We start from the raw sequence: 26,261 nt of genomic DNA, 5'->3' as shown, positions 1-26,261 counted from the left end.
GTTGTTATTTATCTTTGGATGAGTCTATGCTGATTGAAATTTCACATGAAATATTATTATTTGCTAAGCTTTGCTGAAATTTGGATGATGACCTTCATCTCAATTCTGCTTATAAGAAATGCTAGGCATTTCCTGGCATTTACGTACTTAACCTTTAAATTAAAAAGTAGAAAAGCAGCATAAACAAACCACCTGATACAATTGCTATCCAAGATATTATCCAAGATATTGCTCTCTCTTTTTTTAAAAATAATGGAGTCACCCATTTATCAACATCGATTTTTTTTAACCATGATAGATACCGCGGAAAAGTTAGAGTAAATATAAGTGAACTAATCATCACACTAACAAAAGTGGGTCTTTTATAGAAATCAAAACCACTTGTTTTAAAAAACAAGAACCAAAATATAATTTCTGCTATGCAAAGAAAAACACATAAGTACACATTAAATTTAGTCTTAAAATTAGAAAAAAACAATGGTGTTAATATCCAAAAAGGATATATAAAACCTAGCATAAGTCTAAAACCATATAAATCATGCTTACCATCAAAAAAATAATATCGAGGAAATATTAAAAAATAATAAGCAGCCAATAAAAAGTAAATTAAAATACTAACTTTATCAAAACAAATATTATCTTTATTACGTATATACACTTGCTTTAATATACAAAAACCAAGCAGATATGAAATATAAAAATATGATAAGTACCAAACAGCTAGAGCAAAATTATCTATATTAAGCCCAGTATAGCTATATAGTTCAATAGAAAATCCTAAATAAAAACCAGAAAAAATAAAGATTAGCCCAAAAGTTGAAAAACCTTTTAAAATAATAGCAAAAGGAGAATCTTTTTCATTTAAATCTGAGTTCATAATCGTTTTTATTCACCTCTTATTTTAGCCCATCTAAATAACTTTATTCTCTAAACTCAGTACAGGCTTGGCACACCCATTTCTATTTTCAATTTTTAGAATCAAAACCAAAGCTGTGTATAAGACTCTATTTTATCTTAAAATAAAGATGATATCTTTCATCCACCATAACAAGCGGTTCAATTGCCGTATCCCAAATTTTTGCACCTTCCCTTTGCGTTTCTGATAATTCATTTGAGCTTATTGCTATTCTAATAGCAAATACAATATCCATAAATTGCTGTGAAGATAGCCGATCAAATCTAATTTGCTCAACAAATAGCTCTTCTGTAATTTTTTCATAAAGCTTTGGATGGGTATCCTGAATTGATCTTTTGATTAAACTACGAAGATAGAAATCAGCAGTAGAATTACAATCAAATTCTGTCCATTGATAGCCAAAAGGTTGTTTTTCATTAAATCCAACTCTATAAAGCATCCCCATATCAGCAATCTCATCATTATATTTTGCCTATTGATCATAATCCAATTTTCAACCTAGTCGATCTTCTTTCTATCCATTACAATCAGTTCTTTTTTATTCAGCGCAGCATATTTTGAGTAATTCCTCTCCCCAATTAAAACGTGGGCTAAAAAACCGTCATATCCAATTGATTGCGATGGGTGGTGCTGTGGGTACAGGTCTGTTTTTAGGCTCAGCTCAGGCAATTCAGTCCGCAGGCCCTTCGATTATTTTGGGCTATGCCATTGTCGGTTTGATCGCATTTTTGATCATGCGACAAATGGGTGAAATGATTGTAGAAGAACCTGTAGCAGGTTCGTTCAGCTATTTCTCACAAAAATATTGGGGAAGCTTCGCTGGCTTCTTGTCGGGTTGGAATTACTGGGTGGTTTATATTTTAGTGGCAATGACTGAGCTGACAGCGATTGCCAAATATATCCATTATTGGTGGCCACATATCCCTGCATGGATCTCAACTTTATTTTTCTTCATTGTCGTCACCTGCTTAAATCTAGGCAATGTGAAGTTTTATGGCGAATCCGAATTCTGGTTGGCCATTATCAAAGTTGTTGCCGTTATTTCAATGATCCTGTTCGGTTTGTACCTATTACTGACCGCTGGAGCAAATTCGACTGCAAGTTTCACTAACTTATGGCAACACGGTGGCTTTTTTCCGCATGGCTTCTCAGGCTTATTTTATATGCTGGCCTTTTTAATGTTTGCCTTTGGCGGCATTGAGTTGATTGGTATGACCGCTGCTGAAGCAGAAAATCCAGAAAAAAGTATTCCTCAAGCCGTCAATCAAGTGATTTTCAGAATTTTGGTTTTTTATGTAGCATCACTGGCGATCATCATGTCATTGATTCCTTGGAATCAACTTGATCTAGGTGGTTTGGATAAAAGCCCTTTCGTGATGATTTTCAGCCAATTAGGCATTGATTGGGCGGCGCATTTACTTAATTTTATTATTTTGACCGCAGCACTCTCGGTGTATAACAGCGGCATGTATGCCAATAGCCGTATGTTGTTTGGGTTGGCGGTACAAGGTAATGCGCCTAAGATTTTTGCTAAAGTCACTCAGCAAGGCGTACCAATGCCTGCAGTGATTTTTTCTTCTGTTCTTATTTTCGGTTGTGTCTTACTGAATTATTTTGTTCCAGAACAAGCGCTAAGCCATCTGATGTATATGGCTGTAGCAGCTTTGGTCTTAAACTGGGCGATCATTAGCTTTACCCATTTGAAATTTAAGCGTGCCGTTCGATTAGAAGGCAAGACTGTAAAATTTCCAGCGTTATTCTCACCGTTTAGTAACTATCTGGTTCTCGCATTTATCGTCATGATTTTATATATCATGTGGACACAAGGCTTTAAAGAATCTGTGATTCTGATTCCGGTCTGGATCATGTTTATGTTCGGATTATTTAAAGTTTTAAAATGGAATAAATCGCTTTAAAGCATAATCAGTCTTTCGCATCTACAGCACTCAACCATAAAACTGTAGATGCGTTATCCTCTATGCGAATCATAAATTTAGACATCATAGGCCTGATTTGTTATCAGCTTACTCAATTTGCTACTATAGCTCTGTCCCCTTCATTACGCTATCCAATGTCCGAACCTCAATTCTCTCTTAGTGATTATCTCTCAGCGGTACAGGAAATTATTCGCCTGTCTTTTGATGAGCCTGTCTGGGTCAAAGCTGAGATTCGGAATTTAAATATTAAAGGTGGGCATTACTATCTTGAACTGGCTGAAAAAGAACAAAAGACCGATAAAGTCATCGCAAGCTGTAAAGCCACGATTTGGAAATTCACTGCGGCTAAAATGGTGCTCAAATTTGAGCGCGAAAGTGGTATAGAACTCTCAAAAGATTTAAATGTACTGATTAAAATCAAGGCTCGTTTTGATCCGCAATATGGCTTTTCGGTCAATATCGAGGACATCGACTCAAGCTTTACCTTGGGCGATATCGCAAAACGTTATCAGCAGATCTTAGCTAGATTAAGCAGTGAAGGATTGGTACATCTGAATAAACAACTACCAACACCCTTTGATATTGAACATGTGCTGGTGATTGCACCAGAGAATGCAGCAGGATTGGGCGATTTCAAAAAAGATGCGGATGCATTACACAAAGCAGATGTTTGTCATTTTGTTTATCACACCGCGACCTTTCAGGGAAATACAGCCGCGCATAGTATTATGGAGTCTTTAAGCTCAGGGCTACGCCAATGGGCAAAAGACTATACCTTACCACCAGATCTGATCGTGATCATTCGTGGTGGTGGCGCCGTCAATGACTTAGCTTATTTAAATGACTATGATCTGGCTGCCCTGCTGTGTAAACGTAAAGTCCCAATCTGGGTGGGAATTGGGCATGAAAAAGACCGAACTATTTTAGATGAAATCGCACATCGCTCCTTCGATACACCCAGTAAAGTGATTGCGGGGATTCGTAATGTGATTTCAGAACGCTCGCAAGATGTCATGGATCATCTACAAAGGATTCAACTGCTTTCTCAACATCAAATTACAGCCTATCAAAGCCACAATGATCAGTTGCTTAATCGCATCAAATCGCAGGCTGAAAATCAAATTAGTACCAGCCATCTACACTTGCAAGTGGCGAAATCAGCACTGCAATATTTTGCCAAACAACAACTTAAAACGGCTTCGGCACATATTGAAGCTTTAATGCGGGAAACATTATTGCAAAATCCTAAAAATGTTTTAGCAAAAGGTTATGGCATTGTCCGTTGTGAAAATAAAGCAGTTCGCTCAATCCATCAGGTGCATTCGACAATTTCCATTGAAATGCAAGATGGCTATATCCATGCTAATGTAAATGAGGTAATTCATCATGACTAAGAAAGAGTTAAGCTTTAAGGAAGGTTACGAACTATTAAAAAGGAACGCCGATCTACTTGAAACGCAAGAAGAGCCGGATATAGATAATCTGATGAAGATCGTTGAAGAGTCAATGACGGCCTACAAAGCATGTAAATCACGCGTGGATGCTGTACAACAAGCATTGAATGAGACCTTTAAAGAGAATTAATTTCTAGTGTAAAGAAGTCAGTTCTATAATGAATCCTAAGAAACGATGACCATGTCGCGATAAAATTATGCTGCACTGATCTCGGCATTTTATTTTAAATCTTGAACACTTTCATGAACGAAGAAGTGTTGTCGCAACCACACTAACAACACCTTCATACGCTCTTGATTTACGGTATAAACTTTATAGGTTTGCCATTGATTTGTACACGGAAATTACTGAGCCTTACGCTCTTTATTCACTAAATATTCAACGACTTGAACAACTTTATTATCTCCACCTTGGACAATATATTTACCATTTACCACAACTGCTGGGACACCCGTAAGTTGATATTTCTGCGCCAATTGGTTTGATTCTGCAATTTTTGCCGTAATCGGGAAAGAGTCAAAGGTACTATTAAATTTTGCCTCAGAAACACCATATTGAGTAAAAAACTTGGCAAAAGCTTCTTTTTGTAAAACCTTTTCCTTACCTGAAAAGTTGACATGGAATAATGGGAGATGGGTACGTTTACGTACTCCTAAAGCCTCACTCACATAATATGCACGAGCGCCTTGTTCCCACATTGGATTCATTGCAGCTGGCGTACGCAGAAAATAAACATCTTTAGGAATGGTCTTTAACCAAGACTGCATATGTGGTTCTAATTTAAAGCAATAAGAACATCCATACCAAAAGAATTCTCGCACTTCGATTGTATTGGCTGGTGCTGAGGTTTTTACTGGATTTTGAACCACGGTATAATCTTTACCGGCAATAAAATCTGCGGCCATACTCGGTGTTGAACATACTGCAACAATTGCAGCCGCACTGGTTAAAATAAACTTTTTCATTTAACTTATAGCTCTTACAGTCACTTCTAATCTAGTTAATATTTGCATTAAAATAAATATTTTAATCAGACATTAACCCCGACTTAATGATTACTCATTTAAAAAATCCCAAACACTCCGCAAAGTGAATGGGATGACGATATAAATATTTCACTGGAGGAACGTATATCGCTAAGTTATTATTTTTACCATACACTCAGCCTTAAAATAAATACCACATCACAAAAATACACATATTAACCTGTTTAATTAACCTTATTTTATATATGGACAAGTTGCTAGCATATCCGTTTCAGTATCAATAACTTTCGTTTTTATGTCGAGTAAACTTAACATGGTCGGAAATAAATTATCCTGACTCAATTCATTATTTTTTTGTGTCGACAAACATTTTATCTGCTCAGGGTTGGACTGTTTCCAACGTGTAGAGAACCACATGATCATCGGAATATGCGTTTGCTGTTGTGGTGCGATCATATAAGGTGCACCGTGTAAATACATACCAGTTTCACCGGTGGACTCCCCATGATCAGACAAATACCATAAGCCAGTTTCATACTGTGTATTCTGTTTTAATGTTTCAACTAGCTGACTCAAGATGTAATCGGTATATAACAAGGTATTGTCATAGGTATTTTGCAAAACTTCACGACTACATCCTTGAATAGCATTGGTATCACATGTGGGCCTAAAGACTTTAAATTCGGCTGGGACTCGCTTGTAATACGCAGGGCCATGACTGCCTAATTGATGTAATACAAGCAAACGAGGCTGAGTATCCCCTGGCGGAATAGATTGTAGATAGGATTTCAGACTATCAATTAAGATCTCATCAAAGCATTCTCCACCTTTACACCACTTTTTCTGAATTGGTTCTGCAATCTTAAACGTCTCTACCCGGTCACAAACGCCCTTACAACCTGAATTATTTTCAATCCAAGTGACCTGATAACCAGCGCGCTGTGCAATATCAAGTAAGCCCTCTCTACGAGTGGCTAAGCGCTCATCATAGGATTTACGTGGCATCCCTGAAAACATACATGGAACAGAAACAGCCGTTGCCGTTCCACACGAACTCACTTTAGAAAAATTCAATATGTCTTGTTGAGCCATTTCTGGATTGGTAAGTTTGTTATATCCATTTAAAGAAAAGTTTTCCGCTCTGGCTGTTTCACCCACTACAAGCACCATCAGCTTAGGTAATGCATTTTCACGCTGCAAAAGCCTTGCATCTTCACCATAAATAATTAAGGGTTGGTTCTTTTTGGGCGCTTTCTTTTTGTAATATGAAACAAAAGAGGCAATCATATTTTGTGGTGAAATCATTCCTTTTAAGCTGCGATTTTCACGAAAAATAGCGGCAAAATCGACATAGAAAATAAACAACATAATGATGACGATGGATAAAGAAACAACAGCAGTTAGAATTTTTCTGGTAATTTGAACAATAAAAGGCTTGGTTTCAAGTCTAATTTTAACCAGAGCAACAACAAAAATAGGGAGAATGATCATTCCCAATACCCAAACCAAAAGATACCAAGACCAAAGGTCTCGTGCTTCTGTAAAGTTGGTTTGCATCATGTTCTGGATTTGATCAGAAGTAATCCATACACCAAGTGAAGTTACGGTATAGGATGCAAATCCGCCAATTAAGATCAGAAAAATCGCAATGGGTTTTGCTGACCAACGCCAGTTAAAAATCTGAAATATAAAATTATATGTAAAGATAACCACCAATATAGAAGCCATCAAAAACAGAAAACTTTGAAAACCTGAATAAGGGGTAAGATCTTGAATTTTTATAAAGAACGAAAAGTTTAAAAATAGACCTAACCAGATGGCCAATATAAAATTAAACTTTAATAATGAAACATCCTTACAAAATATTTTTTTAAACCAAAGCATTTCCAAACTTCCAAAAAGACACCCCAGCCTTTAAAAAAATAAAACCCGAAATAAAAATTACATCACTCTAATTTCAAAAGTATATCTCAAATTTAATCTATATTTAAAATATGACAAAAATGTAATTTACACGTCATAATTTAAAAAATTAACTATAAAATAAAATATAAGAAGGAATAAAAAAATTATACGCCGATTAATTTAAGCATGATGATGTAATGTGCACCGAGCTATATAAACAAAGTCAAAACAGCAAAAAAAAACCACATCTGAGGATGTGGCAAAAGGTGTAGCGATGCTTATTCGGCTTTACTATGGCTTTAGAGTAGAACGTTTTGCTTAAATGAAACTGAAATGAAAGCATCATGCTTGAACATTCTGATATTAAATATCATACTATTCAGTCAGGCCAAGCTTATCGCTCATAATGATTGGAAAGCATAAGTAAACAAAAAAAGCCTTTGTATTCACAAAGGCTGTCTGAATTTTGCTAAAACAATTACAGCTAAAAAACGCTTAGAACGCATTGTTAAATTTCAATCTGACTCCCCAGTTCCACTACACGATTGGTCGGGATTTGATAAAAATCACTGACTGGGCTGGTATTACGTTGCATTGAAATAAATAAATGCTCCCGCCAAGGCGCCATGCCATCCCCGACACTATGCATGATACGTTCACGTGAGATAAAGAAGCTAATCTGCATCAAATCATATTCAAACTCTAGCTGCTCATAGGCTTGAGCCAATGCACGTGGCACATTTGGTTCATCTTTAAATCCATAGAAAATTTTAATCCGATAGAAATGATTATCTAAAGTTTCAACATCAATGCGTTCTTCTTGCGGGACATAAGGGACATCTTCAATTACCACAGTCACCAGAATATTCCGTTCATGTAACACTTTATTGTGCTTAATATTATGCAACATGGCATGTGGAACCACATTCGGCGTACCCGTGAGGAATACCGCATCCCCTGGCACACGATGTACATTATCGCCAATACTTCTTATGAATAAGTCGAGTGACAATGTGTCATGTTCAAGCTTAGCAAAAGTGAGCTCTCGACCCCGCTTCCAAGTCATTAGAATGATCATTGCTACAGCGCCAATTAATAATGGCACCCAACCACCTGAGAATATTTTTAATGATGCAGCCGCAACCAAAACTGACTCGAGAATGAAAAATGGGATAATGAGCAAAAATACCTTCGGTAAGCTCCATTTCCAAGCATAGTAAATAAAGACTGCAACCAAAATCGTATCGCATAGCATGGTTAATGTAACCGCTAGACCATAAGCACTGGCAAGGTTTGAACTGGTCTGAAAGATTAAAATCAGAATTAAAATTGCAATCAGTAATAGCCAGTTTAGAAAAGGCACATAAATCTGCCCTTCTTCTGAATCTGAAGTATGTTTAATCCCTAGTCTTGGTAAATAACCCAATTGAATTGCTTGGCGTGCCAAGGAAAACACCCCAGAAATAACCGCTTGTGAAGCAATCACCGCCGCCATAGTCGCCAAGATAATCATCGGGTATAACGCCCAACTTGGCACTAATAAATAGAATGGGTTTTCAATCGCTGTTGGATTTCGTAGTAATAATGCACCTTGGCCTGCATAGTTTAAAACTAAGCAAGGTAACACGACACTGAACCATCCAAACCGAATTGGACGTGGCCCAAAGTGCCCCATATCGGCATACAGCGCTTCCCCACCCGTGACCGTTAACACCACGGCCCCCATAATAAAGAAAGACTGAACTGGATGAGTAAAGATAAACTGTATTGCCCAATGTGGACTCACCATCCCCAGTACAACGGGTGTCTGTATCACACTGGCAATGCCTAAAATGCCAAGTGACAAAAACCAGACTAAGGTGATTGGTCCAAAAAACTTACCGACAAAGGCTGTGCCATGTTTCTGCATCAAAAACAGCGTGGTCACAATCACTACCGCAATGGGCACAATGAAGGGATCAAGCACATTAGTGGCAATCGATAAGCCTTCAACAGCAGAAAGAACGGATATGGCTGGGGTGATAATCCCATCTCCAAAGAACAAAGACGCCCCGATAAAACCAATTGCAATCAGATAGATTTTTTTTGTTTCTGATAATTTCGCTTTACGCAGGTTCAAGGCCAATAAAGCCATGATCCCACCTTCACCATTATTGTCTGCACGCATGACAATCGCGATGTATTTAATACTGATGATCAGCATTAAGCACCAGAAGATAATCGACAAAATACCCAATACATTTTCAGGTTGAATCCCCAAACCATGAGCCGCATGGAAGGATTCCTTTAATGCATATAGCGGACTTGTTCCGATATCTCCAAAGACCACCCCAAGCGCTGCCAACGCTGTGGCAGGCAATGCTGCTTTTTTTGTAGTATTTTGCATAATGAGCTTTCTTTAACTGTTATAGGGCAAAACTTTAGTCATTTCTTTTCTTTAAGCATATGCTCTATTTCTCGTGAAGAATACCCTCTCTCTTTAAGAATCTGAACAATAATCTGCTGTATTTCTTTCGATGCACCGACATATTTTTCGACCAGCACATCTAAGCTATCCCCCATCAGTATGTCTTTTTTATTAAGAAGCAGGTTATGAACATGATTGTCTTGATCAGATGTATTAAAGAAACCCATTAACCTATCCATAAGAATGATTGCAAAGTATATTTTAATAAACTTAAAAAAATGGCCGCGTAAAATTTGCGTAAATTTTTAGGCTACGGTTCCTAAACTCAGAATGTTCCAGCTCTTCTAAAAACACCTTCGGAGATCTAGCTTTAAGAATAAATTTAAGTTCGGGTTACTTTGGCTCGATATTGTTCAAGTCAACATTGTAGATGCTTGTTATTTAATAGTTACACTTGTTCAATATCACCTAGAATAAGGAAGATGGTCTTTTCCAATGGATGTGATTTTTTATGTGGAAGAAAAGCATAAAGAAAATGGCTTAAGCTATATTGATGCAAAACAGAATCGAGTAGTTACTACACATGGTTTTTGTTCTACTTTCCGTGACTGGTCAGCAGACAGAACTGATTACCCTCGTGAGGTGTGTGAGCACGTACTTGCACATAAATTACCAGATGAAGTAGAAGCTGCTTATCTACGTGGAGCTTATCTAGAAAAACGTAAAGGTCTAATGGCTGATTGGGCTAAATTCTGTAGTATGCTCTTTAACTAGATAACATAAAATGAATGTTTCAGAAATTTAAAACTGGAACAAAACACCTACTATATAAAGACCAATATAGTGCAAATACTAAAGTGTAAAAATAAAACCCAATAGATCATGACAGACAGCCCCCAAGGTATTCACCAGTGCCAACAATTATACCGTCAGTAGCAACTCTCAATAACACTCCTGATGCTCAGTTAGTTCCCAATGTTCCCATAGGTTCTCCTAAATTCAATCAAAATTCACAATTTTTTAATATCTGAAATTCCTTCTTTTAGCCTGCTTTAAATAATACTTGTTAAAAATAAAAATCCCAGGTAGTAGTGAAAGAGCAAAAAAAACTAGATTTAAAATGAAATAATAATTATTTTCTGATATCAATTCCCTATAGCCATTAATTTCTGATCCAATAATCAGTGGAGCTGCAAAGAAAGGAATCATAAGTATATAAACAATTATTCCTATTAAATCGCTGACTAAGCTTTTCTTGTTGCTTACTGCCATAAGAATTTTAGAATATACATATATTATAAACATAAAATATATACAAAAAATCAAAAAGAACAAAAATGCATAGAACCACATCATGGAGCACATCCTACTTGTATATCGTTTGGTTTTAAACCACCGCCAACGTATTCTGATGAGCCAACCACAAAGCCTTCGAATACTGCACCAGCAAACATACCAGGATTACGATTGTATCCGCGAGTTCCTAATGGTTTTCCTATCATATTTACTCTTGTACCAAATCTACTTAGTACATGATTGACAGGGCCACCTATTGCACCAACAGCAGCATAGGAACCACAATCCAAAAAAAAGACATAACATATTGTTTTTAAAAATATTACAAGAAGATTAACCTACCACACTTGCAACTCCTGAACCGACAGATATTCCTTGCCATCCTCCAGTGATACCATCAAAGATACCTCAAGCAATATCACCATCGTGGAGCTTATCTAAAAAAACGCAAAGGATTAATGGCCGATTGTGCAGAATTCTGTAGTACGCTACTTCGCTAGGCAACATAAAATGAATGCTTCTGAAATTTAAACCAGGAACAAAACACCTACCCTATATTTGACCACTATAGCTCTAACCTCATGTCACCTTATAAATAAGATTAGCTCTTTAAACAATAATACTATTTCATTTTTATTTCACAAAATACCCTAGTTTTTTAAGATCTTTTAAGAATTTATTCTTGAAAAATAAAATTCCAGGAAATAAACACAATATGTATCCCAAAAAAAGGAATACATTAATCAAGATTTCATTTTTCAACTTTAAATGTAAATCCTCAATTAAAGTAAATGGCAGAAGAAGTGGGAGAACTATATAAATGGCAAAAATTAAATACACCAAAGCACTAATAATATGTTTGAAAAAAAAACCTTTCTTGCCTAAATACTTTAAAACTATACCGTAGATGTAACACCCTATAAAGATCAATATAGTGCAAATACTAAAGTGTAAAAATAAAATCCAATAGATCACGGCATACAGCTCCCTAGGTATTCACCAGTACCAACAATTATACCTTCTGTAGCTGCCCCCAATAACATTCCTGGTATCCGGTTAATTCCTGATGTGCCTAAAGGTTTTCCAATTAAGTTTACTCGAATATAAGGACCGTAACGCCCTATCATATGATTTATAGGGCCACCTGCTGCCCCCCCGAGAGCCGCACCAGCAGCAGCTGCAAAGTCATAATTTCCTATGTCAGTATAATCCTTACCTGATATTGCATTTCCAGCCCCCTGACCTAATAAGCTTGCCGCTCCAGCTCCTATCGCTCCTCCAACAGCATGTGACGTTCCAGGCATAACTAGGCCAACTGCTGCCCCTGCCACAGCACCTGCAAATGTAGCTGTTACAGTTCTTCCAGAAATAAATCCTCCTATTCCCCCAGCTATGGCGCCATAAGCTGCTCCAGGAATCCCTACATTTCCCTGCTCATCTACAAAACTGATTGGATTATTCCCTACATAAGCATAAGTATTTAAACCACCAGCCAGGCCAATCGGATCACTTTGTGTATAACGCCCCACACTTGGATCATAGTACCGATTCCAGTTATACCAAAGTCCACTCTCCGAATCATAGTATTGTCCTGGGAAACCGATATTAAATTGGCCAATACTACTTTTAACTACAGTACTGTCATAACTAGTATTTTGAGATTTCCATACCACAGCTTTACCAGTATTAGTCAATACTTCTGGTCGACCTAAATGATCATTATGCACAAAGTTCAACTTATCACTTCGAACCAAGCCTATAATCTGACCATACAACCAGATATAAACTGTGCTGATATTCGTATTTGATGAATTGGACTCACCCAATAATCGGCCATCTGGTGCGTAAATATAGTTTACGTTATCTGCCCCACTATTCTTACGGGTACGTAAATTAAATACATCATAATCATAGCTTATGTTATTAGTTCCAGTCTTTATAGATTTTAAGCGATTGAAGCCATCATAGCTGTAATCTACCGTTCCGCCATAACCAGTTTTCTTGATTAAATTCCCTAGCACATCATAGCTAAAGTTTTTAGCTTCTGTCATCGTTGTACTTGTTAACCGATTACCCGTATTCGTTTGATAGTTAGTTGTGAGGTTGGTATTTCCCAAACGACTACTACGGTTACCATTTTTGTCAAAAGTCCAACTCTCGGTATATTGTGCAGAAGCCGCTTTGGTTAATTGTCCTAAAAAGTCATAACTATAATTAGATGTTCGATTGGCTTCTAAATTATTATTAATACTACTAATCCAATTGTTTCCATTATAACTATGGCTTAACTTTTGAATAGTATCCGTATTGATTCCTATCAGTCTAAAATCTTTATCGTAACTAGTAGCACGGGTTAGTCCATTACCATAGGTCCAATTTTTGATACCACCATAAGGTTCATAGGCAATATTTTTAACTACATCTTGATTCACGCCTTGTATTTGTACTTTGACATTATTGACTCGACTCATAGTGTCATAGCCATAAGAAATTTTATAACTATTGTTCGCAAGACTTTCACTACTTAAGCGCCCATAACTATCATATGTCCAAGAAGTTTGATAATTTATACCATTAATAATCTTAGCCTGAACAATCACTTGCCCATCTTTAGTATATCCATATCCCGATGAGCTAATCCCGTCCGATGTCCCACACAGGCGACCTTTACCATTGGTACAATTATCATATACCCATGCTTGTGTTTGAGTTCCTGTTTGAGCTTTGGTTTGTCGACCTAATGCATCATAACTATAAGTCGTTATTACATTATTAGCGCGAGTGAGTTGAATCAGGTTGCCATCAACATCATAACTATATTTTGTTAATCCTGTATCTGGGCTTTGTGAAGTCAATAAATTACCAAAACCATCATATGTATAAGATGTAGTATTACCTTTACCATCTTTAACAGATATTATATTACCTTGCGCATCATAGCTCGATTGGATAATCGAACCATCTGGGCGTTTTTCTTGGGTTAAATGATTATTTGCATCATAACTATATGTTGTAACTCTTCCTAAAGAATCAATTTGTCTGATGACATTACCATTCCCATCATATTCATAACGGATATCTTGTCCATTATTACCTTTATTCGCAGTTGTCCAGCCCAATTGATTGTGTTCATTAATCATACTAAATCGGGTATTTGCCCCCTCTTTATAATCTAATCTCAATAATTTTCCAAGTTTAGAATATGTATAGTATTGACCGCTGATAATTGAACTTCCCACACCATGAGTAATGCTGGCCATTGTGCCATTATCATTATAGTTAATCGTCTCACGCATCCCATTGGTTTCAGTTTGCGTAACTCCAAACGTACCATATTGATAAGTCGTGGTTCGAACCTGACCACTGCTAAGCGTTTCTTTTTTATTGATGACTCGACTACGTGCATCGTAGCTATACTCTGTCACAAAACCATTGGGGTCAGTCACTTTACCAACATTCCCCAAACCATCATAATTACTATATGTCGTGATATGATCTAATGAGTTTTTATATTGAATAAGATTACCTGTTACATCATAGGTATATATTGATGTTTTTCCATTCGTATTAATTACAACATCTTTGAGCATACCATTACTGTGTATGGCATAACTATAACTAATACTGTCACAAGTAGTTGTACCTATTTTACTACATGTTTTTATACTTTTAATACGATTTTTCGCAGCTTCAGTCGAAGAATAATATGTATATGTTGTATCAGACGTTACTATGTCATTTGTTAAGTTTTCAACTTTACTAATTAAATAAGGTGAGTTAAGCCATGCGTATTTAGTTACCGTATTTTTAGAAGGTATTTTCTTCTGCAATAGCAACCCATTAGAATCACGTTGATAAGTTGTTTCTACACCATTCCAATCAACCTCTGAACTTACATATCCCTTATTATCATAATAAGTTACAGCATTGCTATTGGGACAATTATTTACTCCACTGCGTTCAATTTTTGTTAGTTTATCTTTGTTATCATTAGTATAAATATATTTAGAAACTGCACCTAAAGGATTAGTCACACTCGTATAATTATTTCCGTATTGTAGTTTATAAGTCTGAGTACCATCACTACGGCCACTTTGTATTGCCTTGTCTCCGTTATAAAGATAAGTCGCATAACGTTTTCCATCAATGGAAATACCTGTAAGTATATTTTCGTTTGCGCCATTTTCACCATAATGATATGTTTTTTTTCCTAAATTATCTGGATAGATAAGTTGGACTAAGCGAGAGCCATCCCATTTATAAGTGTAGTTTTTACCTGCTGGGTCAGTCACTTGAGTTGTACTACTATCAACTTTCTTTATTTTAATTGTTTTGCCATTCGTGTGGGTAATAGTAGTAATACCCGTAGAAGAATCATTTGATTGTTCCCAACCAATACCATGTAAATTTTTTCTACTTTTTAAAAAGCCGAAATGCATACGTGGACTACGATTTATAATACTTACAGAGTACGTTTCAATATCACCATTCGGTAAAGCATAAGGATTAGATACTTGGCCGAGATCTCTTAATTCCGTAATAGGAGAAAAAGAACCATCTGGTAGTTGCCGAGTAAACTGTACTTTATTTTGGAAAGCATAGATAGCAGCATCTCTTAAAAGAACATCATAATTACTAGCCCATTTTTGACCAAAGCTGGTTGTAGAGAGACTTATACCAAAATCATTCAAAACATTTATTTTTTTATCCTGTGAATAATAGATTTGGGAGTAATTTAATGGCATTTCCCAAGGTGTTGTAAATGCAATCTCTTCATGCAGCTTTTCACCACTGTTAATTCTAACAGGGTTAGGAGTCTGGCAATTACTGTTTCCGCCTTTCCGAAAAACACTAGCCGTTGGAGTTGAATTATAAATAGGATGTATTCCATTACGCATGTCTTGATAAAATGTTTGTGACATGGAGTTTATTTGATTTATATCTAGAACAGAATCTGGTGTACCATAGACAGTCAAAGGTGGTAATGTCCCAACGTATTTAGGGCCTATTGCAAATACAGGGGTACTGACGATATTAGTAATTAGCAATATCGAAATGATCTTTTTAATTTGCATATTTTAGCACCTTTATAATTATTACAAAATTCACATAATTTATACGCAATATTGTAAATGATAATCAATACCAAATGCAAATAAAAACCATCTTTATGGGTAATACTCCCATAAATGACTACGTTGCTGCCATTCTTTAAACAATATCTCTGTGATATCTCGAATGATTCTATTCATGAATACACGAGAGTTTCGACGATATTTAAGTAGAGCTGTTGGATCTTCTACGGTGAGTTTGTATAGGGTAAGGCTTCCATCCGATTGTCCAATAGCTGCACCCGTGATAATCCCTGTAGTACGGGTGAGTTGACCTTGTTCTGTCACTTGGTCAATTTCAACTTAGCTACCAATAAATCGCTTTAAAGGAATAACTGCGCTTGTTGATAGGCAAATCAATTCTGCCTTAAATCCCTCATTGAGTTGATGTTTCCCATCAATACGTTGCAAAAACACCTGAGCATTTAAATCGGGATTAGAAAATAAAATATGCAAAGCACGTTTTTTTGTGCAGTAAGCCCTAAACTGTCTAAGGCTTGAAATATATTGTTCAACATCTTGTTATAGGCTTTCGCTTAAATTTAGTGCATTTTACAAAGTATCATGGCGGTCCATCTATATAGATCTGTCTATTTATGACAATTTATGTCACTCCACCTATAATGAGTGCTTTAAATCTCTCCTTCAAAAGGAAAGGCTACAATTCATAGCAAGAGTACATGAGCCACTTGGATTTTATCGTTATAAGGGAAATGGCATTACTTATTTTTTGGAAAGTGTACACTGGTAATGTCTAATCTCAATTTCTTATACAGCTATCTCTAATGGTTCATCGTGAACCCTTTTTTATATATTTAAAATCTCTTTTTCATAGTCTAAAAGAGTTTAGAATTTTTTATGCTTATTTCCTACCCCATCCTAAATTATCCTGTTTTGACTTTTTACATCCAAAATTTGATGAGGGGTAAAATATTAGGCAAGAAAAAAGCCCTTGCAATAACAAGGGCTTAATTCAAAATTTGGCGGAAGCGGTGACAGTAACATCGATAAAATAGTGAATTGATATTAAACAATAAATTATTTTACATTTAATTTTTTACTACTATTTTTACTACATATGGATTTCTTTGTTTCTAGTTATGTCATTTCAGTAAGAATCAAAATTAGATATATTTGAGTTCGATTTCCTATTGCATAATTTCCATTTTCTAACTCCAGCCTGACATTTCACCCTTTCCTAATTGATCCTAAACGAAACTGAGTGATTACAACACATGGTTTCCGCTCTACTTTCCGTGACTGGTCAGCAGACAAAACTGATCACCCTCGCGAAGTCTGTGAACATGTACTTGCTCACAAATTACCAGATGAGGTAGAAGCAGCTTATTTAAGAGGTGCTTATCTTGAAAAGCGTAAAAGTCTAATGGTTGATTGACTGAGTTTTTAACGAAAAATTAAAGTATAAACCATAAACTTTGACTTCTGCCCTAAAGGGCTGAAGTCTCTAAATAAAAGTTCATTTATAAAATTAGGGTATACCCCAAATTTAATACAGTCCCTAACTTACGCCATTTTCATTCGGTAGACGCTTTAGACGAACAAGATGCGCCATTGATATTTGAGAGTATGGTTTAATTTGTCGATGCGTTTGGTAATTAAACCTGCTGCATCGTATTCATATCGTGTTCGATGTTACTTAGCATCAACGTGTCCAAGTAAACGTCCTTCAGAATCATGGACAAAGTGTTCTACTGCAACATCAGCATGTTTGATTTTTTCAAGTTGACTGAAAGCATTCAGTGTTAAGCCTTTAATGATTGGCTCACGCTTCTCAGTGGGCAGGTCACTATAGAAGTATTCAACTTTTTATCTTAAAACATTTTAAATTACAATGAAATACCCTTTATAACCATATGGCTTTAGGTCAAAAAATTGTAATCTTTTACCATGCTCATTCTTAAGTTATTCATCAGGATCATAGAGTTTATCTAAAAATTCATTAAATGAATTAGCGACTTTAACCATGTTGTATGGTAATCCATCGTCTTTTTCAGGTTCATCTTCCAATTCATGATCTTTGTAAAAAATTTGACCATAATTATTCTGGGTAAGACCAATCAAAAAATAATTACCTGCAGGAGTAATTGCTATTGTTAAATATCCTAAAGGTAATTGCCAGCTTAAATCCTCATGATTTGAACGTAACCCATAAGAAGTGTCTATTGAAGCCTCATAAAATCTTTTTATTTTATCACCACTATCTGTACCATCTGGTAATGTGAAATCTACTTCAGATTGTAACGGTTTCCCTCCATTAAATTTTTCTAAAAAAGATTTATATTGAATAGGAAGTTCGACATTCAGTTTTTTTTCTAAATTATGAATTTCATTTTTGTCCAATAAAGGACCTTCTTTTATCATTTCAAACATAATAACCTCTAATACTATTTTTTTCTTGCCTCAGAAGCACCACCAGTATGGGTAAAAACATTGTGAACCTTTTCATCTACTAGCTCCATTGTTTTTGTATCTCCATGATGATACCAAGTTAAGTTATCTGGAGAATCATCTGGCCAAGCTCCCCCCCTTGGACCTTTGCCTCTCTTACTGACACCATATACCTCTTCAATATATTTTTCACCCTTTTGCTGCTCTAACTGTTCCCACGCTTATCATGCAGAGGTAAATAAGCCTTTAGCCCATGATCATTAAAATTCCAACCCGCATTATGAAGATTTTCTAAAATTCTAAGTGGACTATAACCCATACCGACTATTCTGATGTATAAACCTGAAGAAACAGGCATATTAAAACCCTCCTTTAATATTTATAAAATTTTATACCTTTTTGTGTTAACCAGTATTTTATATTCTGAGGAATTTTTGTATTTGAATGCAACTCTGGCTTAGACTATATTGACCCTAAACAAAACCGAGTGATAACTACACATGGTTTCCACTCTACTTTCCGTGACTGGTCAGCAGATAAAACTGACTATCCTCTTGAAGTGTGTGAGCATGTACTTACCCACAAAATACCACCAAAGGTTGAAGCTGCTTATTTACGTGAAGCTTTTCTTGAAAAGCGTAAAAGTCTAATGGCTAATTGGGCTTACAATCTTGTAACTCATGAAAAATAAACCAAAGGAAACCAATACTTCTGCCATTCTAAGCAAAAGCATTGAGAGCTTCTTTTAGAAGAACAGCTCATAGAACTTATACCATCTTTAGCACAGCACCATTAGAAAATTATTCATCTGGGTCATAAAGCTTATCAACAAACTCATTAAAAGTATTAGCAATTTTTATCATGTTATAAGGTAATCCATCTTCCTTAACGGGCTCATCGTCCAATTCATGATCTTTATAAAATATTTGTCCATAATCAACATTATTGACACTAACACCAAAATAGTTTCCAGCAGGTGATTCCGCAATCATTATAATTCCTTCTGGATTTTGCCAAGCTATTGCCTCATAAATCTCTATAAGACTATTACCTGGATCATTTGATACTTCATAAAAATAATTTATTGAATCTCCAGAATTGACTCCATCTGGAAGAATAAAATCGATATAGGATCTTTGAGGTCTACCGCCATTAAACGCTTCTAGAAAAGACTGATATTCACTCGGTAACTTTTTACCAATCTTTTTTTCAAAACGAGAAAGTAACTTTTTATCAAGTAACGGCCCTTCTTCAAGCATGATAAAATCAGACATTTTTATTCTCCTCTAGCTCCTGATGCGCCACCTTTATGAGTAAATTGTCTATGCACAGCCCCATCCACTAATTCCATCACATTTCCATTACCACTATGATGCCAAGTTTGCCCTTTAGGACTAATATCAGGCCAACTACCAGCTCTTTGACCACTTTGTCTTTTGTTTATTCCATAAATTTCATTGATATATTTTTCCCCTTTGATTAAGCGTATGCATGAGCAGAAATATAAGGAAAATCACTTAGGCTATATTGATCCAAAACAGAATCGAGTGATTACCACACATGGTTTTCGGTCTACGTTCCGTGACTGGTCTGCTGACAAGACTGATTACCCTAGAGAGGTCTGTGAGCATGTGCTTGCTCATAAGCTGCCTGATGAGGTTGAAGCTGCTTACTTACGTGGAGCATATCTTGAGAAACGTAAAGGATTAATGGCAGATTGGGCTATGTATTGTGGTGCATAAAAACAAATTTTACAAAAACAATGCTTCTGCTTCCAAAGGCAGAAGCACTGATATATTTTCTCATTTTGCTAAAAAAGCTTATAGATATATAGAGTTTACACAAAATAAATTACTGGCTCGAAAGCTTTGCTTCATAAAAATCAATTTGGCTTTCATTCCAAATTTCCGTTAATAACTTTGCTAATTTGAGTGCTTCAGGGTTACTAGGTTTTGTTAAAATAAAAGCTGCGCTCTCACCGTTATCTATAGCAATCACATCAAAACTTTCTTTCAGAATTACAGCTATAACATTCTCATAGTACGTTTGATATATCTCCTCCAATGGTAGCTCCTCACCATCTTTTTTTTGTTTCTCAATCTCAGTAAACATGACATTTAGTCTAGGTTGAATATCTAACTTCGTACCATTCACTATGAGAAGATAATTCAATGATTTCTCTATATGCCACCCCCAATCTTTATATTCTGATCTAGCAATATACTTTGAAGAAATATCATAATCAGATTGCCATCGCATCAACCAACTATCTACAGATTCATCAGTATTTACTGGCGGAAAATCAGATGATTTAAGTTCTGGGAAAACTTTAATAAATTGTGTCATTAATTCTTGTGAGGTTGGTAATTTTGTTTCAGCAATAGCAAAGCTGGTATCACTTGTATCTATGATGGCTTTACTTTGGTTCAAGAAATATGCTGAAACTACAACCAATAAAAAAAAACATAAGACTATTTTTAACATAACAATTCAAAAGTTCCTAAAGGGCATCTCTCACTAGATATTTGTCCAATAAATCAGCATCATCGTTCCTATCCCAAAACTCTAATCTGGACTGATCATAAAAAAAACTGGCAATGCTGCATCTATTCCCTATCCCAATAGACTTCACCCCAACCCGTTTCTGAAAGTATTGGCAATATGCCACCTTGCGTAAAATAAAGTCGTGTATCAGGTTTAGCTAGAGTAATCCAATGTCCTGTTTTAATACGAACTTCCCAACCTTTTACTTTAACAATATGATCTTCTGTTTCAGGTTTTTCTAGTTTTTCCGTAATCTTAAACTCATCCTCTAGATCAAATCTTTTTAACCAAGGCATATCTAAAATTAAAAAAAGGACTCTAATCTTCACTAAAGAAATCAGCACCTAACTCTGCTTCTGGTATAAGATCCAAATCGACCAGTGCTATAGAATTTTCTTGTACTTTTTTCTTCATCTCATCCGATTCATCAAATAGATTCTGATCAAAAACAAGGATTGTTCCTTGGTTTAGCTCATTATTAATGTCAATTTTCTTATAGAGATATGGAATATCCCCATCTTCAATTGTCTTAGGCACATAGCAAATAGAAGTAGTTTCTAACCTATGGGGGAAAATATTAATATCACCAAAAAAATAGCTATTAAGATATATATACTCAAATTTCAATAGACTCAATAAAACCTTAAAAATCTGAACTATCTGTTCAGTTTCCAATATTTTCTTAAAGGTCATAATCAAGCCAAAACTATCAAAACTAAAACTCACATATTGGCTTCTTTCCTCAACTCCATTCCATAATAGAAAACTTTCCAAATTATCAGATTTTCTAAGATTAAATAGATAGTTTTTTGCCTTTTCAGAAGGAAAAGGATAATCTAATGGTGGCTTAGTTCCTATTGGATTATTAATGTACCAAGTTGAAAAGATTGGATCAATTTCACTTATTTTTCTAATGACTTCTTCTAAAATTTCTAACAGTTTCTGAATATCAGATTCAGTTGATGATAGTTGTTTATACAAACGAGTGCTAAAGAAAAATTCACGCATGATAAATCCCTCCATCGTATATATAAAAGCTAAGATACTTTCATATCTTAGCTTTTTGAGAAGAACTAGAAATTAACCTCACTAAAGAAATCAGGGTCTAATTCGATCTCAGGAATAAGATCAAGATCCACTAATGCAACTGAGTTCTCTTGAAGTACCAACTTCATATTTTCTGATTCTTCATATACGTCTTGAGAAAAAATAAGGATTGTCCCTTGATTCAACTCATTGTTAATATCAATTTTCTGATAGAGATGAGGAATTTCATCGATCTCTATGCTCTTTGAAACATAAGAGATTGAAGATAGAGGTTGTCTATGTTCAAATACTCGACTACTCATAAAAAAATTGTTCGCTAAATATAAATATTTGCATTTTAAATACTTTAGAACTATCTCAAATAATTTCACGAGATCTTCTTGTGGTATATTTTTATTTAAACTTAAACTAATATTTACAATACTTAAAGCTATACTAGCATAAGAATTATTATCCACCTTTCCATTCCATAAAAGAAATGCTTTAAAAGTATCTTTTATTCTTTGTTTTTTTAAATATTCAAAAGCATCTTCACTAGGGAATAACAAATCTAATGGTGGAGTAGAGTCTTTAGCATTATTTACATACCAATTTAAAAAGTTTGGATTAATAAGTTGTAAATCTCTCACTAAACCATGTAAAACTTCAATTTGGTCATTGATAGCATCTTCCGTATTAGATGAAGCCTTATAGAAAATAGAATTTAAGAAAAAATCAGGCATTTTACTTCCCTTTATAAAGGCATGTGAATAGTCTTAACAATTGATCCACTTAATGAATCAAAGTAATTTTTTGCTTCAATCTGATAAAAATACCATTGTAACTTAGTAGTACGGCATCTTAAATTTACTAATCTCTGTGCTGAGGCTTCTGCAAGCATGGTTCGAAATATATTCTCAACCATAAATGGAGGTTTTGAACCATCCAATAAGTGTATTCCTGCTGCTGTTGGAGTAATTGCAGAATGATCTGCCAAGCAGTCTAAAAGCGTTACATCCGAATTATGACCCAAGCCTAAAATTCGATACCCCTTCAAATTAGAAAAAGCATTTAATACCTTTTCATCATTAAAAATATCAAATGCATCATTACGTCCCCCACCTCGAATAATCACCACGATATCATGATCTGCGCAGGAGCTTATTTCTTGTGATAGGGCGTCAACGTTGCTCAAGCTAACAGGCTTCTCATCAAAATTGAACTCATCACAATATTCTTTGACATAATCATAGAAGTCTTTTTGTATATCAACTTTGCTCGCTGATGAGTAAATCACAGCAATTGAAAGATCAAACTGATTGGGAAAAGTATGGCTTTTCGGTCTATGTTTTTTTAAAACATCTAATGTTGAAAGTTTCGACTGGAATGCCTGTAAGCCTTTATCTTCTTCTATAGCCTGTACGGCATAGCCCTTTAACCTTCTGGAGCATTGCTCTTTAAAAAAATTAAATGTTGGCACTCCATGTATTTCTACACAACTACCATTCTTGAAGCCAGATAACAGATTTTTGGGAATCTCAACTTCAATTGACCCTGTTCTATCCTGAATAATCAGGCCATACACTAAAGGGTATCGAGTTTTTTGTAGCTCCTCCTCGACATTTATTAATACACCTCGCACACAGAACAATTGTTGTTCTTTTTTCCTCTGGGCAATACAAGCATTTAATGTATCACCTAAAAAGTTATGTAAGTCACTAATAGTAAAAGTGGGTAAAAAGTTCTGGTTCATAATGCATCTTAAAATTTATATACAACTAGTTACAGCTTCAGTTTGGAACAAAGCCACTTAGGCTATTCCTCATCCCAATACCAATACACTTCTCCCCAATCCAGCTCGGCAAGGGCTGGAAGAATTTCATCCTGCTTAAAATATTGACGTGAATCTGGTTGCGCTGGTGTTTGCCAATAACCAGTTCGTGGACATAACTCTCCGCCTTTCACTTTGAGCGTATCGTCCTCTAAAGATAATCCATTCACCTTATCGATTCGTTTTCCTTCAGGCCAACTACTACCTTCATCAAAACGACGCATCCACGCAATCCCTTCTTCATAACTTAGATGCTCATTAGGATCATCATCCCATTGCGCATAGCCGACTAGTTTCAACTCATCACAACGTATCGGCTTAATTAATGCATTGGTATAAACAGGCAAAACAGGCACACCATCTTCAACAGGGTACATGGAGAGCTCTCCGAGTCGAATCCATAAACCTGTTTGATTTTCTGGATACTCTATTTCCTTTATTTCGACTTCTTTAAAGCAGCTAAAGTAAGCTTTGATCTCTTCGGTAGTTTTATCTAATTTTCCAATCCAATATGGATCAAGTAAAAAGCTCCAGACAGGTGTTCGAATGCCTGAGCCTAAATCTTGGTAGTCAATATATCCATCTTCTTGTTCGTGATTATGACCTCTATTAAAGCTAGGGTGATCAATATCAACGCCATAGAAAGCCTGAGTCACAATCTTTTCAAGACTGTTAATATCATAACTACCTAAATGCAAAGAAGCTGCTTGAGCAATTTCAAAACCGCTATATGCATGTCGAGGTTTTAATTTTTTAATACAGTACTCAATGAACTGATGCCACTTTTCTTTATTTTCCTGACTTGCAATATACCAAGCATATCTAAAGTTCATTTTTAATACGCTGTAGGCCATGTAAGGATGACTATCGACTTTAAAATCTATAGCCCAAACAGCAGAGCTAATTTCGGTCTCATCTGACACTGTTGCAGTAAAATAGACTGAGCCCGTTCTATGATAGTGTTTTTGACAAACATTCTCTAAATCGGCTAGTAATGCTTGAGCTTTATCCACTTTAATAAATACATCTTTGATAGGATGTACAAAATAAGTCCACTCTTCATTTTTAATTTGATTAAACTCATTAAAGATTTCAATGAATTTAGTAATCAATTGCGAAGACTCCACCTCTTTATGATAAACATAAAAAGAAACATAGGGGCCTATCCCATACGCATCCTGCCCCTCATCTCCAGTCACCCAAAGCTTATCAGTTGCTTTAATTTCTTCAATCCATTCAGCTTGGTCTGCTTCGCTTACAAAAGGTTCAACCCTACTCATTAATCCACCACACTAAGCTTCAAAAAGCATGCTGAAACTAGAACCAATAAAAACACATAAGGTTATTTTTAACATAACAATTCAAAGGGTCCTAAAGACTATTTCTCACAGGATATCTATCTAATAAGTCAGCATCATCCTCCCTATCCCAACGTTCTAACCACCAGTCACATTGCTCTGGAGTAAAAAAAACAGGCTCCCATTCTGCTAAAGAATCAGCATACTGAGTCAATGGCAACATTTTCTCTCTAATTGGTTTGAGAATATTATTTAAAGCTTGATAACCTTGAGGGCGCGGTAATCCTATACGGGCTAATTGTGGAAGTTCATCTGCTTGAAAAAAGATACCATCATTGATTGATTCTACTTGTAGTGGTGTATTGATATATTGCTCTACATCTATCGAACCCAATTTATTTACCCACGTTTCACCTAAATAAACTAGCCATGCTGTTGAACGCACTCCTTTTTCTAAAGAAGGTTCATCATTAATAACAGCACTACTCTGCGACATATTTTTTTCAATATCCAAACCCAAAAATCGATAACTAGCAGCAGTATCAAATACTTGCCATGGCACAGCCTGTGTAAAGTCCAGAGACTGCCCCAAACGATAACCACAATAGGCCTGTTCTATTTTAGTCTCACGTACTATCGATTTAAAAAACTCAATACACTGCAAACGTTGATCACTGTTATTTATAAAATCGAAAGGAAATATAAAATTCATTGTGGAGTACCAGTGCCCTTCACCCATTTGTGAACTACATAGCACATCAACACCATATTTAGGAGCAAAACTCATTTTAGGCTGATCTGAGAAGTAGTAGCTTAATGAACTCCAAGTATCTTTTTTTCTAATATCCTCAATCCAATTTTCAGGGAACCCTTCTTTACGAAACTTACGCTCCTTTTGCTTATTGACAGAAGCTTCTCGTTGGAACTCCACACCTGTTAACTGCATATACTGGAGTACCTTATTAAAAATATACTCTCTGATCCCCAATGTTTCTCCATGATAGAACCAAAAAGACATCATAAGATTCAAACGTACAGGCTCAGTTTTTGAATCAACATCTATATAAGGTAATGTATAGTCTTGTGTTTGTTCAACCTGGTCTAGCCATTGGTTTGCGGCATCAAATAGCTCACCCATAA

Annotated in this window: 20 protein-coding genes and 7 pseudogenes; 7 read left to right on the top strand and 20 right to left on the bottom strand. The window is 35.7% G+C overall.

Going from position 1 to position 26,261, the window contains the following annotated elements:
• Positions 1-154: 154 nt before the first annotated feature.
• Positions 155-877: a hypothetical protein gene (locus tag V6E90_RS11195; protein WP_332605354.1), complete on the bottom strand. Its 723-nt coding sequence runs from the start codon at positions 875-877 to the stop codon at positions 155-157.
• Positions 878-1,004: 127 nt separating this feature from the next.
• Positions 1,005-1,361: a hypothetical protein gene (locus V6E90_RS11190; RefSeq protein ID WP_332605353.1), complete on the bottom strand. Its 357-nt coding sequence runs from the start codon at positions 1,359-1,361 to the stop codon at positions 1,005-1,007.
• 112 nt (positions 1,362-1,473) lie between these two features.
• Between V6E90_RS11190 and V6E90_RS11185 the strand changes: the two genes are divergently transcribed.
• The 3 genes from V6E90_RS11185 (at position 1,474) to xseB (ending at position 4,437) form a co-directional block, all read left to right on the top strand.
• Positions 1,474-2,832, top strand: a complete 1,359-nt coding sequence (locus V6E90_RS11185; RefSeq protein ID WP_332605352.1) for an amino acid permease — start codon at positions 1,474-1,476, stop codon at positions 2,830-2,832.
• A gap of 155 nt (positions 2,833-2,987) precedes the next feature.
• Complete coding sequence (gene xseA / locus V6E90_RS11180) at positions 2,988-4,247, top strand: exodeoxyribonuclease VII large subunit (protein ID WP_332605351.1); 1,260 nt, start codon at positions 2,988-2,990, stop codon at positions 4,245-4,247.
• Entirely contained in the window at positions 4,240-4,437 is a 198-nt protein-coding gene (gene xseB / locus V6E90_RS11175) for an exodeoxyribonuclease VII small subunit (protein ID WP_016541998.1), read from the top strand. The genes xseA and xseB overlap by 8 nt, the downstream gene beginning before the upstream one ends.
• Positions 4,438-4,652: 215 nt before the next feature.
• Here the strand turns inward: xseB and V6E90_RS11170 are convergent, their stop codons facing one another.
• From V6E90_RS11170 to V6E90_RS11155, 4 genes are all read right to left on the bottom strand, one after another.
• On the bottom strand, positions 4,653-5,273 hold the full coding sequence (locus V6E90_RS11170; RefSeq protein ID WP_065342923.1) for a thiol:disulfide interchange protein DsbA/DsbL: 621 nt from the start codon (positions 5,271-5,273) through the stop codon (positions 4,653-4,655).
• Between the two features lie 255 nt (positions 5,274-5,528).
• On the bottom strand, positions 5,529-7,178 hold the full coding sequence (locus V6E90_RS11165) for a phosphoethanolamine transferase (RefSeq protein WP_332605350.1): 1,650 nt from the start codon (positions 7,176-7,178) through the stop codon (positions 5,529-5,531).
• A 529-nt stretch (positions 7,179-7,707) separates the two neighbouring features.
• Complete coding sequence (locus V6E90_RS11160) at positions 7,708-9,585, bottom strand: potassium transporter Kup (protein WP_332605349.1); 1,878 nt, start codon at positions 9,583-9,585, stop codon at positions 7,708-7,710.
• 38 nt (positions 9,586-9,623) lie between these two features.
• The gene (locus tag V6E90_RS11155; protein ID WP_332605348.1) at positions 9,624-9,833 is read right to left on the bottom strand and encodes a hypothetical protein; all 210 of its coding nucleotides are present in this window, start codon (positions 9,831-9,833) and stop codon (positions 9,624-9,626) included.
• 289 nt (positions 9,834-10,122) lie between these two features.
• Here V6E90_RS11155 and V6E90_RS11150 point away from each other — a divergent pair.
• Positions 10,123-10,380: pseudogene (locus V6E90_RS11150) on the top strand (integrase); the annotation flags it as partial.
• Positions 10,381-11,873: 1,493 nt separating this feature from the next.
• Here V6E90_RS11150 and V6E90_RS11145 read toward each other — a convergent pair.
• Positions 11,874-15,977 carry an RHS repeat-associated core domain-containing protein gene (locus V6E90_RS11145; protein ID WP_332605347.1) on the bottom strand — a complete coding sequence of 1,368 codons (4,104 nt, stop codon included), beginning with the start codon at positions 15,975-15,977 and terminating at the stop codon, positions 11,874-11,876.
• Between the two features lie 108 nt (positions 15,978-16,085).
• Positions 16,086-16,531 (bottom strand): annotated as a pseudogene (locus V6E90_RS11140) (contractile injection system protein, VgrG/Pvc8 family); the annotation flags it as partial.
• A 683-nt stretch (positions 16,532-17,214) separates the two neighbouring features.
• On the opposite strand from V6E90_RS11140, the pseudogene V6E90_RS11135 reads away from it, so the two are divergent.
• Positions 17,215-17,409: pseudogene (locus tag V6E90_RS11135) on the top strand (tyrosine-type recombinase/integrase); the annotation flags it as partial.
• 126 nt (positions 17,410-17,535) lie between these two features.
• Here the strand turns inward: V6E90_RS11135 and V6E90_RS11130 are convergent.
• From V6E90_RS11130 to V6E90_RS21890, 3 genes and pseudogenes are all read right to left on the bottom strand, one after another.
• A pseudogene (locus V6E90_RS11130) lies at positions 17,536-17,840 on the bottom strand (RHS repeat domain-containing protein); the annotation flags it as partial.
• Between the two features lie 96 nt (positions 17,841-17,936).
• A complete protein-coding gene (locus V6E90_RS11125) occupies positions 17,937-18,404 on the bottom strand; it encodes an SMI1/KNR4 family protein (RefSeq protein ID WP_332605346.1) in 468 nt (155 codons plus the stop codon).
• A 14-nt stretch (positions 18,405-18,418) separates the two neighbouring features.
• Positions 18,419-18,604 carry an HNH endonuclease signature motif containing protein gene (locus V6E90_RS21890; RefSeq protein WP_442881260.1) on the bottom strand — a complete coding sequence of 62 codons (186 nt, stop codon included), beginning with the start codon at positions 18,602-18,604 and terminating at the stop codon, positions 18,419-18,421.
• A 269-nt stretch (positions 18,605-18,873) separates the two neighbouring features.
• Between V6E90_RS21890 and V6E90_RS11120 the strand changes: the two are divergent.
• A pseudogene (locus tag V6E90_RS11120) lies at positions 18,874-19,113 on the top strand (tyrosine-type recombinase/integrase); the annotation flags it as partial.
• Positions 19,114-19,222: 109 nt separating this feature from the next.
• On the opposite strand, the gene V6E90_RS11115 reads toward V6E90_RS11120, so the two are convergent.
• Positions 19,223-19,696: an SMI1/KNR4 family protein gene (locus V6E90_RS11115; RefSeq protein WP_332605345.1), complete on the bottom strand. Its 474-nt coding sequence runs from the start codon at positions 19,694-19,696 to the stop codon at positions 19,223-19,225.
• 2 nt (positions 19,697-19,698) lie between these two features.
• A complete protein-coding gene (locus V6E90_RS21885; protein ID WP_442881259.1) occupies positions 19,699-19,821 on the bottom strand; it encodes an HNH endonuclease in 123 nt (40 codons plus the stop codon).
• Between the two features lie 73 nt (positions 19,822-19,894).
• Between V6E90_RS21885 and V6E90_RS11110 the strand changes: the two are divergent.
• Positions 19,895-20,164: pseudogene (locus V6E90_RS11110) on the top strand (tyrosine-type recombinase/integrase); the annotation flags it as partial.
• 109 nt (positions 20,165-20,273) lie between these two features.
• Here the strand turns inward: V6E90_RS11110 and V6E90_RS11105 are convergent.
• The 7 genes and pseudogenes from V6E90_RS11105 to V6E90_RS11075 form a co-directional block, all read right to left on the bottom strand.
• On the bottom strand, positions 20,274-20,906 hold the full coding sequence (locus V6E90_RS11105) for a hypothetical protein (RefSeq protein ID WP_332605343.1): 633 nt from the start codon (positions 20,904-20,906) through the stop codon (positions 20,274-20,276).
• Between the two features lie 122 nt (positions 20,907-21,028).
• Positions 21,029-21,178: pseudogene (locus tag V6E90_RS21880) on the bottom strand (PoNe immunity protein domain-containing protein); the annotation flags it as partial.
• 106 nt (positions 21,179-21,284) lie between these two features.
• Positions 21,285-21,974: a hypothetical protein gene (locus V6E90_RS11095; RefSeq protein WP_332605342.1), complete on the bottom strand. Its 690-nt coding sequence runs from the start codon at positions 21,972-21,974 to the stop codon at positions 21,285-21,287.
• Positions 21,975-22,039: 65 nt separating this feature from the next.
• Complete coding sequence (locus V6E90_RS11090; RefSeq protein ID WP_332605341.1) at positions 22,040-22,735, bottom strand: hypothetical protein; 696 nt, start codon at positions 22,733-22,735, stop codon at positions 22,040-22,042.
• A gap of 11 nt (positions 22,736-22,746) precedes the next feature.
• Positions 22,747-23,745, bottom strand: a complete 999-nt coding sequence (locus V6E90_RS11085; RefSeq protein WP_332605340.1) for an exodeoxyribonuclease VII large subunit — start codon at positions 23,743-23,745, stop codon at positions 22,747-22,749.
• Between the two features lie 62 nt (positions 23,746-23,807).
• Positions 23,808-25,103: a type VI immunity family protein gene (locus V6E90_RS11080; protein WP_332605339.1), complete on the bottom strand. Its 1,296-nt coding sequence runs from the start codon at positions 25,101-25,103 to the stop codon at positions 23,808-23,810.
• Positions 25,104-25,194: 91 nt separating this feature from the next.
• A complete protein-coding gene (locus V6E90_RS11075; protein WP_332605338.1) occupies positions 25,195-26,259 on the bottom strand; it encodes a type VI immunity family protein in 1,065 nt (354 codons plus the stop codon).
• Between the last annotated feature and the right edge of the window lie 2 nt (positions 26,260-26,261).

Origin of the sequence: Acinetobacter sp. ESBL14 (genome assembly GCF_036668815.1) — a bacterium.
Classification (GTDB): Bacteria; Pseudomonadota; Gammaproteobacteria; order Pseudomonadales; family Moraxellaceae; genus Acinetobacter; species Acinetobacter gyllenbergii.
This window is presented reverse-complemented; position numbering and strand designations above follow the sequence as displayed.

What these genes read in the sequence shown, in the direction of transcription:
- V6E90_RS11195 (WP_332605354.1), bottom strand. Translation starts at nt 877, where the DNA reads ATGAACTCAGATTTAAATGAAAAAGATTCTCCTTTTGCTATTATTTTA.
- V6E90_RS11190 (WP_332605353.1), bottom strand. Translation starts at nt 1,361, where the DNA reads ATGGGGATGCTTTATAGAGTTGGATTTAATGAAAAACAACCTTTTGGC.
- xseA (WP_332605351.1), top strand. Translation starts at nt 2,988, where the DNA reads ATGTCCGAACCTCAATTCTCTCTTAGTGATTATCTCTCAGCGGTACAG.
- xseB (WP_016541998.1), top strand. Translation starts at nt 4,240, where the DNA reads ATGACTAAGAAAGAGTTAAGCTTTAAGGAAGGTTACGAACTATTAAAA.
- V6E90_RS11170 (WP_065342923.1), bottom strand. Translation starts at nt 5,273, where the DNA reads ATGAAAAAGTTTATTTTAACCAGTGCGGCTGCAATTGTTGCAGTATGT.
- V6E90_RS11165 (WP_332605350.1), bottom strand. Translation starts at nt 7,178, where the DNA reads ATGCTTTGGTTTAAAAAAATATTTTGTAAGGATGTTTCATTATTAAAG.
- V6E90_RS11160 (WP_332605349.1), bottom strand. Translation starts at nt 9,585, where the DNA reads ATGCAAAATACTACAAAAAAAGCAGCATTGCCTGCCACAGCGTTGGCA.
- V6E90_RS11155 (WP_332605348.1), bottom strand. Translation starts at nt 9,833, where the DNA reads ATGGGTTTCTTTAATACATCTGATCAAGACAATCATGTTCATAACCTG.
- V6E90_RS11145 (WP_332605347.1), bottom strand. Translation starts at nt 15,977, where the DNA reads ATGCAAATTAAAAAGATCATTTCGATATTGCTAATTACTAATATCGTC.
- V6E90_RS11125 (WP_332605346.1), bottom strand. Translation starts at nt 18,404, where the DNA reads ATGTTTGAAATGATAAAAGAAGGTCCTTTATTGGACAAAAATGAAATT.
- V6E90_RS11115 (WP_332605345.1), bottom strand. Translation starts at nt 19,696, where the DNA reads ATGTCTGATTTTATCATGCTTGAAGAAGGGCCGTTACTTGATAAAAAG.
- V6E90_RS11105 (WP_332605343.1), bottom strand. Translation starts at nt 20,906, where the DNA reads ATGTTAAAAATAGTCTTATGTTTTTTTTTATTGGTTGTAGTTTCAGCA.
- V6E90_RS11095 (WP_332605342.1), bottom strand. Translation starts at nt 21,974, where the DNA reads ATGCGTGAATTTTTCTTTAGCACTCGTTTGTATAAACAACTATCATCA.
- V6E90_RS11090 (WP_332605341.1), bottom strand. Translation starts at nt 22,735, where the DNA reads ATGCCTGATTTTTTCTTAAATTCTATTTTCTATAAGGCTTCATCTAAT.
- V6E90_RS11085 (WP_332605340.1), bottom strand. Translation starts at nt 23,745, where the DNA reads ATGAACCAGAACTTTTTACCCACTTTTACTATTAGTGACTTACATAAC.
- V6E90_RS11080 (WP_332605339.1), bottom strand. Translation starts at nt 25,103, where the DNA reads ATGAGTAGGGTTGAACCTTTTGTAAGCGAAGCAGACCAAGCTGAATGG.
- V6E90_RS11075 (WP_332605338.1), bottom strand. Translation starts at nt 26,259, where the DNA reads ATGGGTGAGCTATTTGATGCCGCAAACCAATGGCTAGACCAGGTTGAA.